Origin of the sequence: Microbacterium sp. LMI1x-1-1.1 (assembly GCF_040676205.1) — a bacterium.
Taxonomy (GTDB): domain Bacteria; phylum Actinomycetota; class Actinomycetes; order Actinomycetales; family Microbacteriaceae; genus Microbacterium; species Microbacterium aquilitoris.
The window spans coordinates 19,973-34,738 of record NZ_JBEGHM010000002.1; the positions used below are offsets into that span (position 1 = coordinate 19,973).

Annotated in this window: 13 protein-coding genes; 9 read left to right on the forward strand and 4 right to left on the reverse strand. The window is 69.1% G+C overall.

Going from position 1 to position 14,766, the window contains the following annotated elements:
- Nucleotides 1-104 precede the first annotated feature (104 nt).
- From MRBLMI1x_RS07745 to MRBLMI1x_RS07785, 9 genes are all read left to right on the forward strand, one after another.
- Complete coding sequence (locus MRBLMI1x_RS07745; RefSeq protein ID WP_311869881.1) at nt 105-1,217, forward strand: mannose-1-phosphate guanylyltransferase; 1,113 nt, start codon at nt 105-107, stop codon at nt 1,215-1,217.
- Nucleotides 1,218-1,380: 163 nt separating this feature from the next.
- On the forward strand, nt 1,381-2,505 hold the full coding sequence (locus tag MRBLMI1x_RS07750) for a BMP family lipoprotein (protein WP_018188782.1): 1,125 nt from the start codon (nt 1,381-1,383) through the stop codon (nt 2,503-2,505).
- Between the two features lie 112 nt (nt 2,506-2,617).
- Nucleotides 2,618-4,132 carry an ABC transporter ATP-binding protein gene (locus MRBLMI1x_RS07755; protein ID WP_363457902.1) on the forward strand — a complete coding sequence of 505 codons (1,515 nt, stop codon included), beginning with the start codon at nt 2,618-2,620 and terminating at the stop codon, nt 4,130-4,132.
- Nucleotides 4,129-5,439, forward strand: coding sequence for an ABC transporter permease (locus MRBLMI1x_RS07760; protein WP_018188780.1), 1,311 nt, complete (start codon nt 4,129-4,131; stop codon nt 5,437-5,439). Before MRBLMI1x_RS07755 ends, MRBLMI1x_RS07760 begins: the two co-directional genes overlap by 4 nt.
- Complete coding sequence (locus tag MRBLMI1x_RS07765; RefSeq protein WP_363457905.1) at nt 5,436-6,722, forward strand: ABC transporter permease; 1,287 nt, start codon at nt 5,436-5,438, stop codon at nt 6,720-6,722. Before MRBLMI1x_RS07760 ends, MRBLMI1x_RS07765 begins: the two co-directional genes overlap by 4 nt.
- 23 nt (nt 6,723-6,745) lie before the next feature.
- Nucleotides 6,746-7,171 carry a cytidine deaminase gene (locus MRBLMI1x_RS07770; RefSeq protein WP_081626489.1) on the forward strand — a complete coding sequence of 142 codons (426 nt, stop codon included), beginning with the start codon at nt 6,746-6,748 and terminating at the stop codon, nt 7,169-7,171.
- Complete coding sequence (locus MRBLMI1x_RS07775) at nt 7,168-8,460, forward strand: thymidine phosphorylase (protein WP_020096721.1); 1,293 nt, start codon at nt 7,168-7,170, stop codon at nt 8,458-8,460. Before MRBLMI1x_RS07770 ends, MRBLMI1x_RS07775 begins: the two co-directional genes overlap by 4 nt.
- A 23-nt stretch (nt 8,461-8,483) precedes the next feature.
- The gene (locus MRBLMI1x_RS07780) at nt 8,484-9,599 is read left to right on the forward strand and encodes an adenosine deaminase (protein ID WP_018188776.1); all 1,116 of its coding nucleotides are present in this window, start codon (nt 8,484-8,486) and stop codon (nt 9,597-9,599) included.
- 157 nt (nt 9,600-9,756) lie between these two features.
- Nucleotides 9,757-10,668, forward strand: coding sequence for a DUF559 domain-containing protein (locus MRBLMI1x_RS07785; protein WP_363457910.1), 912 nt, complete (start codon nt 9,757-9,759; stop codon nt 10,666-10,668).
- A gap of 70 nt (nt 10,669-10,738) precedes the next feature.
- Here MRBLMI1x_RS07785 and MRBLMI1x_RS07790 read toward each other — a convergent pair whose 3' ends face one another.
- The 4 genes from MRBLMI1x_RS07790 to MRBLMI1x_RS07805 form a co-directional block, all read right to left on the reverse strand.
- On the reverse strand, nt 10,739-11,497 hold the full coding sequence (locus MRBLMI1x_RS07790; RefSeq protein WP_363457913.1) for an alpha/beta hydrolase: 759 nt from the start codon (nt 11,495-11,497) through the stop codon (nt 10,739-10,741).
- A complete protein-coding gene (locus MRBLMI1x_RS07795; protein ID WP_363457916.1) occupies nt 11,494-12,657 on the reverse strand; it encodes a mannitol-1-phosphate 5-dehydrogenase in 1,164 nt (387 codons plus the stop codon). The genes MRBLMI1x_RS07790 and MRBLMI1x_RS07795 overlap by 4 nt, the downstream gene beginning before the upstream one ends.
- Nucleotides 12,654-13,094 (reverse strand): PTS sugar transporter subunit IIA, encoded by a 441-nt coding sequence (locus tag MRBLMI1x_RS07800; protein ID WP_018188772.1) that lies wholly within the window; start codon nt 13,092-13,094, stop codon nt 12,654-12,656. Before MRBLMI1x_RS07800 ends, MRBLMI1x_RS07795 begins: the two co-directional genes overlap by 4 nt.
- A gap of 79 nt (nt 13,095-13,173) precedes the next feature.
- Nucleotides 13,174-14,766 carry a PTS mannitol transporter subunit IICB gene (locus tag MRBLMI1x_RS07805; protein ID WP_363457919.1) on the reverse strand — a complete coding sequence of 531 codons (1,593 nt, stop codon included), beginning with the start codon at nt 14,764-14,766 and terminating at the stop codon, nt 13,174-13,176.

Below are 14,766 nucleotides of genomic sequence, written 5' to 3' on the forward strand. Positions count from 1 at the left end.
GGAATGTCGCCCATCGTCGCAAGCGGGCGCATCGACCATCCTAAGCGGCCTCGAGAGGGGTGGGCGAGGAAGGCGAGCCTTAATCGGCCGGTAGGGTTCCGACCATGGTCGAACACATCGAGGACTTTTACGCCGTCATCCCCGCCGGGGGCGTCGGATCCCGCCTGTGGCCCCTGTCTCGCGCGGATGCCCCGAAGTTCCTCCACGACCTGACCGGGTCGGGGCACTCCCTCCTCCGCGACACGTGGAACCGCCTCGAGCCCCTCACCGGGCCCGATCGGATCGCCGTCGTCACCGGCCGCGCGCACCGCGCCGCCGTCGAGGCGCAGCTCCCCGGCATCCCCGACAAGAACGTCATCCTCGAATCCGAGCCGCGCGACTCCGCCGCCGCGATCGGCCTCGCTGCGGCGATCCTGCACCGGCGGCATCCGGATGTCGTCATCGGATCCTTCGCCGCCGATCACGTCATCCGCGGCTCGCGCGTGTTCGAGTTCGCGGTGCGCGACGCCGTCGAGGTGGCACGCGAGGGCTACATCTGCACGATCGGCATCACCCCGTCCGAGCCGGCGGTCGGCTTCGGCTACATCAAGCGGGGCGGCGAGCTGATCGTCGACGGCGCGCGGGATGCCTCCCTGGTCGAGCGCTTCGTCGAGAAGCCCGACCTCGAGACGGCGAAGGCCTACGTCGCCGATCGCTCCTACCTGTGGAACGCGGGCATGTTCATCTCGCGGGCCGACGTCCTGCTCGCCGAGATCGAGGCGAACAACCCCACCCTGCACGCCGGGCTCATGGAGCTCGCCGAAGCGTGGGACGACCGCGACCTGCGGGGCCCCGCCGTCGACCGCATCTGGCCGACCCTCGAGAAGATCGCGATCGACTACGTCGTCGCGGAGCCGGCGGCGGAGAAGGGCAAGCTCGCCGTCGTCCCCGGACACTTCGACTGGGATGACGTGGGGGACTTCGCGAGCCTCGCCAAGCTCAACTCGGGCGGCCGCACGGACCTCGCGATCCTCGGACAGAACGCCCGGGTGCTCTCGGATGCCGCGAGCGGCATCGTCGTCTCGCAGACGAGTCGCGTGATCAGCATCATCGGCGTCAAGGACATCGTCGTCGTCGACACGGACGACGCGCTTCTGGTGACCACTGCCGAGCACGCCCAGCGGGTCAAGAGCGTCGTCGACGCGCTGAAGGTGACCGGTCGCGGGGACGTCCTCTGACACCCCGTCCGTTGAGCAGGATGCCGCTCCTGTGACGGGTTCATTGCGGCTTTGTAACCATTCGGACGAACGGGCTCATCAGGGTGACCGGTCGTCGTCACAGTGGGTAACTTCGGTTGCGCACACCCGCGAAGTCCGCGGGTTCTCTTCCGTGGAGGCACTCTTGACCATCTCGAACCCGAAGAAGCTCGCCGGCATCGCCGGTGCCGCGCTTCTCATCGCCGCGCTGGCTGGCTGCGGTACCGCACCCGAGGCCAACCCGACGTCGTCCGCCGGCGCCGGTGGCGGCGACATCGTCGACGGCTTCAAGCCCTGCCTGGTCTCCGACGCCGGTGGCTGGAACGACAAGTCGTTCAACGAGTCGGCCAAGAACGGCATGGACAAGGCCGCCGACGAGCTGGGCATCAAGCCCCTCGAGTTCGAGTCGACCAACGACAACGACTACGAGCCCAACATGACCACGGCGATCTCCGAGGGCTGCACCCTCATCGTCTCGGTCGGCTTCAAGCTCGCCGCGGCGACGGTCGAGGCGGCCAAGGCCAACCCGGAACTGCAGTTCGCGATCATCGACGACTACGCGGACACCGACCAGGACGGCAAGACCGACGCCCCCAACATCAAGCCCCTCGTGTTCAACACGGCGGAGGCCGCGTACCTCGGTGGCTACGCCGCCGCCGCGTGGTCCGCTGAGGCCGGCGTCAACAAGGTGGGCACCTTCGGTGGCCTCCAGATCCCCTCGGTCGCGGTCTTCATGGACGGCTACGCCCTCGGCGTCGAGAAGTACAACGAGGACAAGGGTGCCGACGTCAAGCTCTTCGGCTGGGACGTCGCCGCTCAGAAGGGCGCCTTCACCGGCGGCTTCGACGCGAACGACACCGCCAAGCAGACCGCTCAGTCGGTCCTCGACCAGGGCGTCGACGTCATCCTCCCCGTCGGCGGTCCGATCTACACGAGCGCCGCAGCGGCGATCAAGGACAGCGGTGACGACACCCTCATCCTCGGCGTCGACAGCGACCTCGCCGTCGCCGATGACACGGTCTCCGACATCACGCTGGTCTCGATCATGAAGGCGATCGACGTGGCCGTCTACGACACCACGGTCGCCGCATCGACCGGCAAGTTCGACGCCGCGCCGTACGTCGGCACCCTCGAGAACGAGGGCGTCAAGCTCTCGAGCTTCCACGACTTCGAGTCGAAGCTGCCCGCCGGTCTGACCGACGAGCTCGACACGCTCCAGAAGTCGATCATCTCCGGTGACATCACGGTGGAGTCCAAGAACTCGCCGTGATCTGAACGACATCCACTCGGGGCGGGCAGCGCAGAGCTGTCCGCCCCGAGTGCCGTTCGCTCAACGTTTTATGGCGGGTACTTTCCAGACACCCGCCGGTTAGGGTTCTCGTATGAAGCTCGAGCTCCGCGGAATCACGAAAAGATTCGGCAGCCTCGTCGCCAACGATCACATCGACCTCGTGGTCGAGCCGGGGGAGATCCACGCTCTCCTCGGCGAGAACGGCGCCGGCAAATCCACTCTCATGAACGTCCTCTACGGCCTCTACCGCGCCGATGAGGGACAGATCCTGCTGGACGACGCCGTCCAGAACTTCCGGGGTCCCGGTGACGCGATGGCGGCCGGCATCGGCATGGTGCACCAGCACTTCATGCTCATCCCCGTGTTCACCGTCGCCGAGAACGTCATGCTCGGCCACGAGAAGACGACCGGCCTCGGCAAGCTCGACCTCGCGCAGGCCCGCGCCCATGTGCGTGCCGTCGCCGACCGGTTCGGCTTCCAGATCGACCCCGACGCCCTCGTCGGCGACCTCCCCGTCGGCGTCCAGCAGCGCGTCGAGATCATCAAGGCCCTCTCCCGCGACGCGAAGGTCCTCGTTTTCGACGAGCCGACCGCGGTCCTCACCCCCCAGGAGACGGACGAGCTCATGGGGATCATGCGACAGCTGCGCGACGAGGGGACTTCCATCGTCTTCATCACGCACAAGCTGCGCGAAGTGCGCGAGGTCGCCGACCGGATCACGGTCGTGCGCCTCGGCAAGATCGTCGGCACCGCGTCGCCGACGGCGACCAACGCCGAGCTCGCCTCCCTCATGGTCGGTCGTGCCGTAGAGCTGACCGTCCAGAAGGACCCGGCCAAGCCGAGCTCCGGCGGACTCGAGGTGCGAGACCTGCGCGTCCTCACCCCCGGCGGCGCCATCGTCGTCGACGAGGTGTCGTTCGACGTCCGTCCTGGCGAGATCCTCGCCGTCGCAGGTGTGCAGGGCAACGGCCAGACGGAGCTCGTCGAGGCCATCGTCGGCCTCGCCGCCCGCACCGAGGGCTCCATCAGCCTCGACGGCACGGAGCTCGTCGGAAAGAGCGTCCGCAGCATCCTGGATGCCGGCGTGGGCTTCGTCCCCGAGGACCGCAAGGAAGACGGGCTCGTCGGCGGCTTCTCCGTCGCCGAGAACCTCATCCTCGACCGCACCACCGACCCGGCGTTCTCGCGCGCGGGCACCATCCGCCGCGCCGAACTCGACGCGTTCGCGCGTGCCCGCATCGAGGAATACGACATCCGCACGCGGGGTCCCGAGACCCCTGCAGGCACCTTGTCCGGCGGAAACCAGCAGAAGGTCGTCATCGCTCGCGAGATGAGCCGCGACCTCAAGCTCTTCGTCGCCGCCCAGCCGACCCGCGGCGTCGACGTCGGATCCATCGAGTTCATCCACAAGCGCATCGTCGAGACGCGCGACGCGGGGATCCCCGTGATCGTCGTGTCGACCGAGCTCGACGAGGTCACCGCACTCGCCGATCGCATCGCTGTCATGTACCGCGGGCGCGTCGTGGGCATCGTCCCCGGTGACACCCCCCGCGAAACCCTCGGCCTCATGATGGCCGGCGCAACCGACCCGGAGGTGGCTGCATGAGCGGCACGACGCCCGGCGCCGCCGACGCGGCGCATCCCGCTGCACAGCTGCCCACCGCGAGCGGCCCGCTGACGGGGGAGAAAGAGCCGGGGCAGCCTTCGCGCACCGACGTCTTCTTCCGTGAGCTCGTGCGCGGCAGCGCCGTCACGACGATCCTCGCCTTCGTGCTCGCCATGATCGTCGGCGGCGTGCTCATCGCGGTGACCAACGAAGAGGTGCAGCGCACGAGCGGATACTTCTTCGCGCGTCCCACCGACACCCTCGTCGCGGCGTGGAACGCCATCTACACCGGGTACGAGGCCCTCTTCCGCGGCGCCGTCTTCAACCCGCGCGTCGGCGACTTCTCGGCGCAGATCCGCCCGCTGACCAACACCCTCGGGTTCGCCGCGCCGCTGATCGCCGCCGGCCTCGGCGTCGCCCTGGCGTTCCGCGTCGGCCTGTTCAACATCGGTGCGCGCGGCCAGATGCTCGTCGGTGCCCTGTTCGCAGGCTTCTTCGCGTTCAACCTCGACCTGCCGCTGCTCGTGCACCTGCCGCTCACCCTGCTCGCCGGCATCCTGGGCGGAGCGATCTGGGGCGGTCTTGTGGGTCTGCTGAAGGCGCGCACCGGTGCGCACGAGGTGATCCTCACGATCATGCTCAACTACGTCGCGTACTACCTGCTGCTGTGGATGCTGCGCACCCCGGGTCTCCTGCAGGCAGAGGGCAGCAACCAGCCGCAGTCGCAGCCGACGCCGGCCACAGCTCAGTTCCCCGACCTGTTCGGCCCGACGTTCCCGCAGCTGGACTGGGGCTTCGTCATCGTCGTCGTCGCGACCGTGTTCGTCTGGTGGCTCATCGAGCGCTCCAGCCTCGGACTGCGGATGCGGGCCGTCGGCGAGAACCCGCACGCCGCGCGTGCGGGCGGCATCAACGTCGAGCGCATCTACATCTACGCCATGGTCTTCGCCGGCGGCCTCGCCGGTCTCGCCGCCATGAACCAGATCCAGGGCAATGTCACGACCGGATTCGCCGCCACCATCGACGCCGGCATCGGCTTCGACGCGATCACCGTGGCCCTCCTCGGGCGCAGCCGCGCGTGGGGGACCTTCGCGGCCGGCATCCTGTTCGGCGCCCTCAAGGCGGGGTCGTTCTCGATGCAGGCGCAGGGGATCCCGGTCGACATCGTGCTCGTCGTCCAGTCGCTCGTCGTGCTCTTCATCGCGGCGCCGCCTCTGCTGCGCGCCGTGTTCTTCCTTCCCAAGACCGAGATCGAGAAGGCGGACAAGGCGCGAGCCAAGGCCGCGAAGAAGGCGGTGGCGGCATGAGCGCTCCGGCTCCCGCACTCGAATCCGACGGCACCATCCAGCTGACCGTCGTCAAGGCGCGTCACGTCAAGGTGCCGATCGTCTTCGGCGTCGTCGTCGTGCTGATGGCGCTCCTGTTCGGCCTCGTCCCCCGCGGCCCCGTCACGACGTTCCGCCTCGGCGACGCGACCTCGTCGATCGCCGTCCCGAACATCGAGGTGCCGACGGGCGCCACGAGCTGGGCGATGGTCGTCGTCCTCGTCCTCCTCGCGGCACTGGCGGCATGGAACGCATGGAACTACCGCCGGACGCCGCTGTGGCTGACCTCGGTCTTCGCCGTCGTTGCGATCGTCGCCTTCATCGTGTGGGCCGCCGCCGGAGGAACCTTCCCCGTCACGAGCCTGCTCTTCGGAGCCGTGTCGCTGTCGGTCCCGCTGGTGTTCGGTGCGCTGGGCGGGGTCATCGGCGAACGCGTCGGCGTCGTCAACGTCGCCATCGAGGGTCAGTTGCTGCTGGGCGCCTTCTCGGCGGCACTCCTGTCGAGCATCACGGGCAGCCCCTTCATCGGCCTGATCGGCGCGATGGTGGGCGGCGTGCTGGTCTCCTTCGTCCTCGCGGCGTTCGCCATCAAGTACCTCGTCGACCAGGTGATCGTCGGCGTCGTCCTGAACGTCCTCGTGACCGGCCTGACGGGCTTCCTGTACGGGGCGCTGCTCGTCCCCAACGAGGACACCCTCAACCGTCCGGAGCGCTTCGGCCGCATCGAGATCCCGTTCCTGAGCGAGATCCCGATCATCGGTCCGGTCCTGTTCAACCAGACCTTCATCGTGTACCTCATGTACGTCGCGGTCGCCGTCGTCTCGTGGAGCCTCTACCGCACGCGCTGGGGTCTGCGCCTCCGCGCCGTGGGTGAGCACCCGCAGGCCGCCGACACCGTGGGCATCAAGGTCAACACGACGCGATTCTGGAACGTCTCGCTCGCCGGAGCGATCGCCGGCATTGGCGGCGCGTACTTCACGCTCGTCTCGGTGCCGCAGTTCGGCAAGGAGATGACCGCCGGGCTCGGCTTCATCGCTCTCGCGGCCGTCATCTTCGGCCGGTGGGACCCGATCCGCGCGACGCTCGCCGCGCTGCTGTTCGGCTTCGCGACGAACCTGCAGAACCAGCTCACCGTGCTGGACACCCCCATCCCGAGCGAATTCATGCTCATGCTGCCGTACGTCGTGACGATCCTCGCGGTCGCCGGTTTCGCCGGGCAGATCCGCGGGCCCGCGGCAGCGGGCAAGCCCTACATCAAGGGCTGACACGGGATGCCGCGACCCGCGGCATCCGCTCATCTACAGAGGAAGAAGTCGTGACCGACATCGATTGGGACGAGCTGCGTTCGGCAGCCGTCGAGGCCATGGAGAAGGCGTACGCGCCGTACTCCCGTTACCGAGTAGGCGCCGCGGCGCTCGTGAGCGACGGGCGGATCGTGACCGGCTGCAACGTCGAGAACGCCTCCTACGGGGTCGGCCTGTGCGCCGAATGCGGCCTGGTCGGGAACCTCCACATGACCGGCGGCGGCGAGCTCGTCGCGTTCGTCTGCGTCAACAACGACGGCGAGACGATCATGCCGTGCGGCCGGTGCCGACAGCTGCTCAACGAGTTCGCGATCCCCGGGATGCTGCTCGAGACCGTCTCGGGCATCCGCACGATCGACGAGGTCCTGCCCGACGCCTTCGGCCCCCGCGACCTGGAGGCCGCCCGATGAGCGCGGTCGAGGCGTTCGACGCCGTCGACGTCATCCGCACCAAGCGCGACGGCGGCGCCGTCCCTGAGGATGCGCTCCGCTGGATGATCGATGCGTACACCCGCGAGTACGTCGCCGACTCGCAGATGGCCGCGTTCGCGATGGCGGTGCTCCTCAACGGGATGAACCGCGACGAGATCCGCGTCATGACCGATGCGATGATCGCCTCGGGGGAGCGGATGAGCTTCGGCGGGCTCGGCAAGCCGACCGTCGACAAGCACTCCACCGGCGGCGTCGGTGACAAGATCACCCTCCCGCTCGCACCGCTCGTCGCCGCCTTCGGCGTCGCCGTGCCGCAGCTGTCGGGCCGCGGACTGGGGCACACCGGTGGCACGCTCGACAAGCTCGAGGCCATCCCCGGCTGGCGAGCAGCCCTCAGCAACGACGAGATGATCGCGCAGATGCGGGATGTCGGCGCCGTCATCTGCGCCGCCGGCTCCGGCCTGGCACCGGCGGACAAGCGCCTCTACGCGCTCCGCGACGTCACCGGCACCGTCGAGGCGATCCCGCTCATCGCCTCGAGCATCATGTCGAAGAAGATCGCCGAGGGCACGGATTCGCTCGTCCTCGACGTGAAGTTCGGCTCCGGCGCCTTCATGCAGGACGTCGACAAGGCCCGCGAGCTCGCCCGCACGATGGTCGCCCTCGGCACCGATTCGGGCGTCGCGACCACGGCGCTGCTCACCGACATGAACACGCCCCTCGGCCTCGCCATCGGCAACGCCAACGAGGTCCGCGAGTCCGTCGAGGTGCTCGCTGGCGGCGGACCCGCCGACGTCGTCGAGCTGACCGTCGCGCTCGCACGAGAGATGCTCGCCCTCGCCGGCCAGCCCGACGCCGACGTGGAGGCCGCCCTGAAGGACGGGCGCGCCATGGACTCGTGGCGCCGGATGATCCGCGCGCAGGACGGTGACCCGGATGCCGCGATGCCCACCGCGCGCGAGACCCACACCGTCACGGCGACCGAGTCCGGCGTCGTCACGCGGCTCGAAGCCCTCCCGTTCGGGATCGCCGCCTGGCGCCTCGGCGCCGGACGCGCCCGCGCACAGGACCCCGTCATCCACGCCGCCGGCATCGACCTGCACGTGAAGCCGGGCGACACGGTCACCGCCGGACAGCCGCTGTTCACACTGCTGGCCGACGATGAGAACCGCTTCGCGCGGGCCGCCGAGGCGCTCGAGGGCGCCTGGGAGATCGGTGCGGAAGCCCCGGCATCCACCCCGCTCGTCCTCGAGCGCATCACCGCCTGAACCCCTCACGACAGGACTGCACAATGGCCATCGATCAGCACGGTGACGCGAACCTCGAGGGCGTCTCGATCCGCTCGCTCCCCAAGGTGTCGCTGCACGACCACCTCGACGGCGCGCTCCGGCCGCAGACGATCATCGAGCTCGCCGACGAGGCGGGCGTCGAGGTTCCCGAAGCCGCGGCCGACGACCTCGCCGACTGGTTCGAGGACCAGTCCGATTCGGGCTCGCTCGTCGAGTACCTGAAGACGTTCGACCTGACCATCGCGGTCATGCAGACCCGTGACGGACTGCGCCGCGTCGCGAAGGAGTTCGTCGAGGACCTCGCAGCCGACGGCGTCATCTACGGCGAGGTGCGCTGGGCGCCCGAGCAGCACCTGGGCGGCGGCCTGAGCCTCGACGAGGTCGTGGAAGCCGTGCAGGAGGGCATCGAGGAGGGCGAGGACTCGGTCGAGGGATCGGGCCGCGACATCCGTGTCGGCCAGCTCATCACCGCCATGCGTCACACCGACCGGTCGCTCGAGATCGCCGAGCTCGCCGTCCGCCACCGCGGTCGCGGCGCTGTCGGGTTCGACATCGCCGGTCCGGAGGCGGGCTTCCCGCCGTCGAACCTGCGCCCGGCGTTCGACTACCTGGCATCCGCTTTCTTCCCCGCCACGGTGCACGCCGGTGAGGCCGCGGGGCTCGATTCGATCCGCTCCGCGCTGATCGACGGGCGGGCACTGCGCCTCGGACACGGTGTGCGCATCGCCGAGGACCTCGACGTCGTCGCGGAGAAGGGCGAGGAGGTGCAGGTCCGCTTCGGCGACCTGGCGCGCTGGGTCCGCGACCGCGAGATCCCGCTCGAACTGTCGCCCTCGTCGAACCTGCAGACCGGCGCGATCGCGGCGTGGGGAACGCAGCTCGAGGATCACCCCTTCGACCTGCTGTACCAGCTCGGCTTCGCCGTCACCGTGAACGTCGACAACCGCACCATGAGCCGCACCTCGCTGACCCGCGAGCTGAAGCTCCTCGCCGACGCATTCGAGTACACGCTCGACGACCTCGAGGCGTTCCAGCTGAACGCTGCGGCGGCGGCCTTCCTCACGATCGAGGAGCGCGAGGAGCTCATCGAGCTCATCGGCGAGGGCTTCTCGGCCTGACGCCATTTTCGAGGTCCCGATCGGGCCGGGTGCGGCTCGCGCATACCCGGCCCGATCGGGACCTCATCCTTTCTCCCCAGGGCCGGTCGTGTGAGGGCTGTCCGCGGCGCGCGGGATGGGCGCCTGACCGGCTGCCCCCGCGCGACATCCTGCAGGAATGCGGCGACCGCGTCCCCTTCCCGAGAACCTGCGTGATCGAGAGTTCCATGTCGATGAAGCCCGTCGTGCCGGGGTAACCACCGGTCGACTGGATGCCGCGGATCTGGCGATCCCGTATCCCGGCGTCCGAGTGCCCACAGGCCACGACCTCGAGGCGCTCGAGGCGAAGGCTCGTCAGTTCGCCCAGCGGATGCGGCCGTGGCAGTTCTTCAGCCACAGCACAGCGCTGGCTCTCTACGGGGCGCCACTTCCGGCGGATCGAGCCTCGCAGCGGCTCCACGTCGCGGCGCACCGCCCGGATCGGGAGCCGAGGGTCGCAGGTGTCGTAGGTCATCGGCTCGGTCCGGGTGTCGCCGACGTGCGGGTGGTGGAGGGGCTGCGCGTCGAAGGGCCGGCGAGGGCATGGCGCCACGTCGCCTCCTGGTGGAATCACGAGGAGCTGGTGGCGGCAGGGGACTTCCTCGTGGGTGTGCGCGGCGGTCTGCTCACGTTGGACGATCTCGCCGCGGAAGTCGCCAGGGCAGTGGGGCGGGGACAGGCTGCGCTGGAAGCCGCGCTCTCCGACGTGCGCGTCGGTGCCGAGTCGCCCCAGGAGACGCGGCTGCGGCTGGTCGTGCGCGCCGCAGGACTCCCGGAGCCTGCACTCAACATCGTCATTCGTGCGCCGGACGGTCGGTTCGTCGCACGGCTGGACCTGGCGTACGAACAGTGGCGAGTCGCTGTCGAGTACGACGGGCGCCAGCACGCCGAGGACCGCGCGCAGTTCGAGCGCGATGCCGACCGGTGGGACGACATCCGTCAACAGGGGTGGGTGCTGATCCGCATCCTGCGCCACCATCTGCAGGGCGACGGACGGACTGCGGTGCGCATGGTCGAGGGCGCGCTCCGGGAGGCGGGATGGACGCCGTGACCCGCCGAGGTCCCCATCCGGCCGGGTATCCCGGGCGCATACCCGGCCAGAGGGGGACTTCGACCGCGAGTCAGAGGCGGGGGAGGAGTTCCGCGACGGATGCCGTGATCTCGGCCGTCATGGCGGGGTCGTCGATCGTGGGGGTGCCGTCGCCGGCCTGCGGGCCGTAGTCGCCGAAGGAGGCGTGCGAGGCGCCGGGGATCTCGACGAACTCGGCGTCGGCGGGCAGCATGCCGCGGGCATCCTGGATCTTCTCGGGGGTGGACAGCCCGTCCTCGGAGCCCGAGATGCTCAGCACGGGAAGCCCGGAACCGGACAGGTCGTTCGCGCAGTACGAGGCGAAGAGTACGAGGCCGCCGGCATCCGATGCGAGCTGACAGGCGCGCACCCCGCCGAGGGAGTGGCCGCCGACGAGCCAGGTGTCGATGTCGGGCGCGGAATCGGTGAACGTCGACAGGGACCGGGGGTCGAAGAAAGCGAGGTTCAGCCACGGGCGGGTGATGACGACCGTCATCCCGTCCTCCGCGACGAGCCCCGCGAGCTTCGCCTCGTACGCCTCAGCGTCGACCTTCGCCCCGGGGATGAAGACGAGCCCGACGGTGCTCTCTCCGGAGGACGGCGACATCACGACGTTGCCGCCGGTGTCGGACACGGCGATCCGGTCGTCCTCGCGCACTGAGGCGAGCGGGCCGGCCTCGGCGCCCATGACGCCGACCTGGCTCCAGATCACGATGCCGAGGATGCCGGCGACGAGCAGCCCCGCCACGGACAGCAGCACGATCGAGACGATGCGCCGTGCCCGGGAGCGGGGCCGCTTCGACGCGCTCACGCGCTGTAGAGGCCGAGCTCGGTCTGCCGCTGGGCGACCTGATCCTGGATGCGTGCGAACAGGGGGTGGGCAGGCTCGAGACCTGTGACGGATGCCGTGAAGGCCGCGGCATCCTCGGTTCGGATGCGCTCCTGCAACTCGACGGCCTGCGGGTCTGCAGCGTCCTCGAACCGCAGTGCGGCGGCGATCGCGGCGATGAGTCCGTCGACGCCGAGACCGCGCTCGGCGGCCGCCGAGGCGGGGCCGACGAAGCGCTCGTGACGCGACAGCTTGCGCAGCGGCTGACGGCCGACGCGCTGCACGGTGTCGGGCAGGGCCTCGTTGGAGAACCGCTCGAGGATCGTCGCGCGGTACTCGGCGAGCTCGGCGGGGTCGAGCCCGTGCGCGGCCGCGAGGAACGCGGAGGTCTCCCCGAGTGCCTGCTCGACCTTGCCCCGGATGCCGGGGTCCGCCAGGGCGTCCGAGATCCGGGTGATCCCCGCGGCGGCACCGAAGTAGGCGGTGGCGGCGTGGCCGGTGTTGACCGTGAAGAGCTTCCGCTCGATGTAGGGGGCGAGGTCGTCGACGAAGTGCGCGCCGGGGATGTTCGGCAGGTCGTCGCCGAACGGTCCGCGCTCGATAGCCCACTCGAAGAACGGCTCGACCGTCACGTCGACGCCTGCGCCCTCTGGCTGGCCGGGGACGATGCGGTCGACGGCGGTGTTGGCGAACACGGCGCGCGTGGACAGATCGCCCCACGCATCACCGGCGAGCTTCTCGATCTCGCTGCGGAGGGTGTCGGTCGCGCCGATCGCGTTCTCGCACGCCATGACCTGCAGCGGCTTCGCGTCGGCGGAGCGACGGGCGAGTCCCTCGAGGATGTGCGGTGCGACGAACGGCAGGATGTTGGGTCCCACGGCGGTCGTCACGACGTCGGCCGCAGCGACCTCGTCGGCGACGGCATCCGGGTCGGCCTGGCTGTTGATCGCCCGGAAGCCGGTGACGGTCTTGTCGCCTCCGCCCGGCCCGACCTCGTGGACCGTGTACCCGGATGCCGCGTTGATGGTCTCGACGAGGGTCGGGGCGACGTCCGAGAAGACGAGCTCGTACCCGCCCTCGTGCAAGAGCAGTCCGACGAAGCCGCGGCCGATGTTTCCGGCGCCGAAGTGGACGGCCTTCATGCGTTGTTCACCGTGGCGAGCAGCTGGTAGAGCTCCTCGGGAGTCTGGGCGGCCTTGAGCTTCGCGACCTCCTCGTCCTCGGAGAACAGGAGGGCGATCTGCGACAGGATCTCGAGGTGCTCGTCGCCCTTGCCGGCGATGCCGACGACGAACGACACGTGCTCGCCGCCCCAGTCGACGCCGCCGTCGTAGCGGACGAACGAGAGTGCGGAGTCGAGGATCGCCTCCTTGGTCTCGTTGGTCCCGTGGGGGATCGCGAGCTCGTTGCCCATGTAGGTCGAGACGGCGACCTCGCGCTGCTGCATGGCGTCGAAGTAGGCGCTCGTCACGGCGCCGGCCGCCTCGAGGATGTCGGCGGCCTCCTTCATGGCCTGTTCCTGGCTGACGGAGCCGGAGTGGATGCGGATCTGGCCGAGGGTGAGGACTTCGCGGGCCATGACGTTCTCCTTCTGAGGGGGTGGGAAAAAGGATGCTGCGGGGTCGGGACCATTGTTCCCGACCCCGCAGCGGCGTGCATCAGACGTCGCCGCGCTGGCGACGCACCATCTCGACGACCTCGTCGTACTTCGGCGAGTTCATGAAGTTGTCGACCGAGACGTGCAGGGAGTCGGGGGTGACTCCACGCGCGCGGTCGGTCAGCTGCTGCTGCGTGATGACCAGGTCGGCGGACGGGTCGAGGTTCGCGATCGCCTTGTTGGTGACCGTGACGCCCTCGACACCCGCCTTCTTGAACTTGTTGCGGAGCACGCTCGCGCCCATCGCGGACGAGCCCATGCCGGCGTCGCAGGCGAACACGACGTTCGTGATCTCGCGCTCGGCGATGGCGGTTTCGGCGGGGGCGGATGCCGCAGCAGCCGCATCCGTCGTCGCTGCGGGAGCCGTGGCGGAGCCGCGCAGGCCGGAGAGGGCCTCGGACTGCTTGCCCTTGTTCGCCTCGGTCTGCGAGACCGCGGCGGAGAAGGAGTCCGTGCCCAGCTCAGCGGCAGCCAGGTCGCGCTTACGGGAGGCCCGCAGGATGATCGACGCGACGATGAAGGTCACCGCGGCCGACAGGACCACCGAGAGGATGACCGCGATGTAGCTGTTGTTCGCGACCTGCGCCATCACTGCCAGGATGCTGCCCGGGGCTGCCGGTGCGCGCAGCATGCCGCCGAGCAGCATGTTGGTGGTGACACCGGTCATGCCGCCGGCGATCAGCGCGACGATCAGGATCGGCTTCATGAGCGCGTACGGGAAGTACACCTCGTGGATGCCTCCGAAGAACTGGATGATCGCCGCTCCCGGAGCCGACGCGCGGGCGGCGCCGATCCCGAAGAAGGTGAAGGCGAGCAGGAGTCCCACGCCGGGGCCGGGGTTGGCCTCGAGGAGGAAGAGGATCGATCCCCCGGCGTCGCTCGTCGCCGCCTGGTCGAGGCCCAGCGGGGTGAGGACACCGTGGTTCAGGGCGTTGTTCAGGAAGAACACCTTGGCGGGCTCGATGATGATGCTCGTCAGCGGGAGGAGGTTCGTCTCGACGAGCCAGTTCACCGCGGTGCTGAGGACGTTCATGAGGCCGTTGATGAGCCATGCCAGCGGGTAGAACCCGACGATGGCCATGACGAAGCCCCAGATGCCGGCAGAGAACATGTTCACGAGCATCTCGAAGCCCGCGCGGACCTTGCCCTCCCACAGGCGGTCGAGCATCTTCATGGTCCAGGCGGCGAGCGGCGCCATGATCATCGCGCCGATGAACATGTTCACCTTGCCCAGGGGGTCGGCCTGCGGGTCGGAGATGGCCAGAGCGGCGTTGAACTTGTCGATGAGGAGGTCGGAGCCGGCGATCACACCGAACGTCGCGATCGCTCCGACGACACCGCCGCGCACGCCGTAGACCAGATGGCCGCCGAGGTAGGCGATGAGGATGGGGAGCAGGTAGTGGATGAACGGGCCGACGATGTTCGCCAGGTCGGCGTTCGGCGTCCACCCCTTCTCGATGAAGAAGGCGGTGAAGATGCCCCACGCGATGAGCGCGGGGATGAGCGGCATGATCATGCCCGAGAGGAACGTGCCGAATCGCTGAACGGCGACGCGTGCTCCTCCCCGGGTCTGTGCCGGAGACGTCGTTGTCAT

Coding starts and splice junctions, on each gene's coding strand:
- MRBLMI1x_RS07745 (WP_311869881.1), top strand. CDS start 105: ATGGTCGAACACATCGAGGACTTTTACGCCGTCATCCCCGCCGGGGGC.
- MRBLMI1x_RS07755 (WP_363457902.1), top strand. CDS start 2,618: ATGAAGCTCGAGCTCCGCGGAATCACGAAAAGATTCGGCAGCCTCGTC.
- MRBLMI1x_RS07760 (WP_018188780.1), top strand. CDS start 4,129: ATGAGCGGCACGACGCCCGGCGCCGCCGACGCGGCGCATCCCGCTGCA.
- MRBLMI1x_RS07765 (WP_363457905.1), top strand. CDS start 5,436: ATGAGCGCTCCGGCTCCCGCACTCGAATCCGACGGCACCATCCAGCTG.
- MRBLMI1x_RS07775 (WP_020096721.1), top strand. CDS start 7,168: ATGAGCGCGGTCGAGGCGTTCGACGCCGTCGACGTCATCCGCACCAAG.
- MRBLMI1x_RS07780 (WP_018188776.1), top strand. CDS start 8,484: ATGGCCATCGATCAGCACGGTGACGCGAACCTCGAGGGCGTCTCGATC.
- MRBLMI1x_RS07785 (WP_363457910.1), top strand. CDS start 9,757: ATGCGGCGACCGCGTCCCCTTCCCGAGAACCTGCGTGATCGAGAGTTC.
- MRBLMI1x_RS07795 (WP_363457916.1), bottom strand. CDS start 12,657: ATGAAGGCCGTCCACTTCGGCGCCGGAAACATCGGCCGCGGCTTCGTC.
- MRBLMI1x_RS07800 (WP_018188772.1), bottom strand. CDS start 13,094: ATGGCCCGCGAAGTCCTCACCCTCGGCCAGATCCGCATCCACTCCGGC.
- MRBLMI1x_RS07805 (WP_363457919.1), bottom strand. CDS start 14,766: ATGACAACGACGTCTCCGGCACAGACCCGGGGAGGAGCACGCGTCGCC.